The sequence below is a fragment of the Holospora curviuscula genome (assembly GCF_002930195.1).
GTDB lineage: Bacteria > Pseudomonadota > Alphaproteobacteria > Holosporales > Holosporaceae > Holospora > Holospora curviuscula.
Genome location: NZ_PHHC01000046.1, coordinates 1 through 1,224 on the forward strand (window position 1 = coordinate 1; position 1,224 = coordinate 1,224).

1 protein-coding gene and 2 pseudogenes are annotated in these 1,224 nt (G+C 41.3%); 1 reads left to right on the forward strand and 2 read right to left on the reverse strand.

Going from position 1 to position 1,224, the window contains the following annotated elements; genetic code table 11:
- Positions 1 to 420 precede the first annotated feature (420 nt).
- Positions 421 to 612, reverse strand: coding sequence for a hypothetical protein (locus HCUR_RS07635; RefSeq protein WP_129591799.1), 192 nt, complete (start codon positions 610 to 612; stop codon positions 421 to 423).
- A gap of 53 nt (positions 613 to 665) precedes the next feature.
- Between HCUR_RS07635 and HCUR_RS09400 the strand changes: the two are divergent.
- Positions 666 to 785, forward strand: a pseudogene (locus tag HCUR_RS09400) (IS5/IS1182 family transposase); the annotation flags it as partial.
- An 18-nt stretch (positions 786 to 803) separates the two neighbouring features.
- Here the strand turns inward: HCUR_RS09400 and HCUR_RS09740 are convergent.
- Positions 804 to 1,019: pseudogene (locus HCUR_RS09740) on the reverse strand (transposase); the annotation flags it as partial.
- Positions 1,020 to 1,224: the final 205 nt, after the last annotated feature.

The following is a 1,224-nucleotide window of genomic DNA, read 5'->3' on the forward strand; positions in this document are numbered from 1 at the left end:
ACCTCATTGCATAACGCTTATAAGAAACAGTCACGCAAACCGTTTGTTTACCCTATGGAGGATTATTTTAGTGAAGAATAGTGAAATAAATGCTTTGGCTGATTCAGTAGACCTCTTATAATCTTTGGATAGCCTCCTAAAATGCCTTAATCAAGCAAATGCACGCTCTACAACCTGTCGCCATTGTTTTACAATGCTCAGTAAAGATCCTTACGTATGAAGATAAACCCACTAATTTAGATCACTTTGATAGCCTTGATGTGCTAAAATGTTCACCAGCTTTACAAAGTTTTCCTTCAAGCCAAATAAGACTCTTTTGGTACTCATACTATCATGAGGCTTAGCGCTTGTGCACATCACCATTTAGCGAATAGCCCAAGGTGTGAACCTGTCCCTTTCTTGCTTCTATCTCTTCATTGTTTAAAAGCGCGTGAATTCACGCTCTGACTCTCCATCAATTCCTATGCTAAAAATTTGCTCTTTTCCCCTCTTCATTCTGAGGATAGCTCTGGGTTTATCCATCAATGCTTGAATACCCCCTTTATGGTTTAGCCTGTTCAAGTCATTCAATATTCTCTTCCATGACTTAAACGCTTTAGATAGTGTCGTCACGAGAGTAAACCTATGCTAGCATGAGGTATAGAATGAGTCAATGAAAGGTTTTTATGATAGGCGCTCACCGACGCCATGATATGTCAGATCACATATGGAGTCTTTTAGAGCCACGATTGCCTGGGCGAAAAGGTTTCTGGGGAGGTATCGCCCCTGATAATAAACTTTTTATCATGCAAGAAGGCATTTTCAACACGATGTCTGATCTTGTACAAGTCTTGGTCATAGAAGCGCTGTTCTTTTCGCTTCTTTTTTGCAGGAATCACCGCTTGAATGGTTTGACTGTTTGCCATGTCTAATACAGCATCTGCATCATAGCCTTTGTCGGCTAAAAGACATTGGGCGTTTATGCCCTCAATAAGAGCCTCAGCCTGTGTACAATCAGCTGTGCTATCTTCTGTAACAATCTAACGGAAAGTCCCAGGATATGCCACAGACACACGGCTATTCTTGGAAGGTAACGCGTTGTTATAGGATTCATGATGGGGGAAAAACACACAACACATGCTATAGGCGCGCTTATCGGCGCCACAATAGTTGCGATGGGTCTATTGAGCGGGTCAGTCAATGCTAATGTTTTTATTTGTTGGGTAGAACATATATTACTTCCTA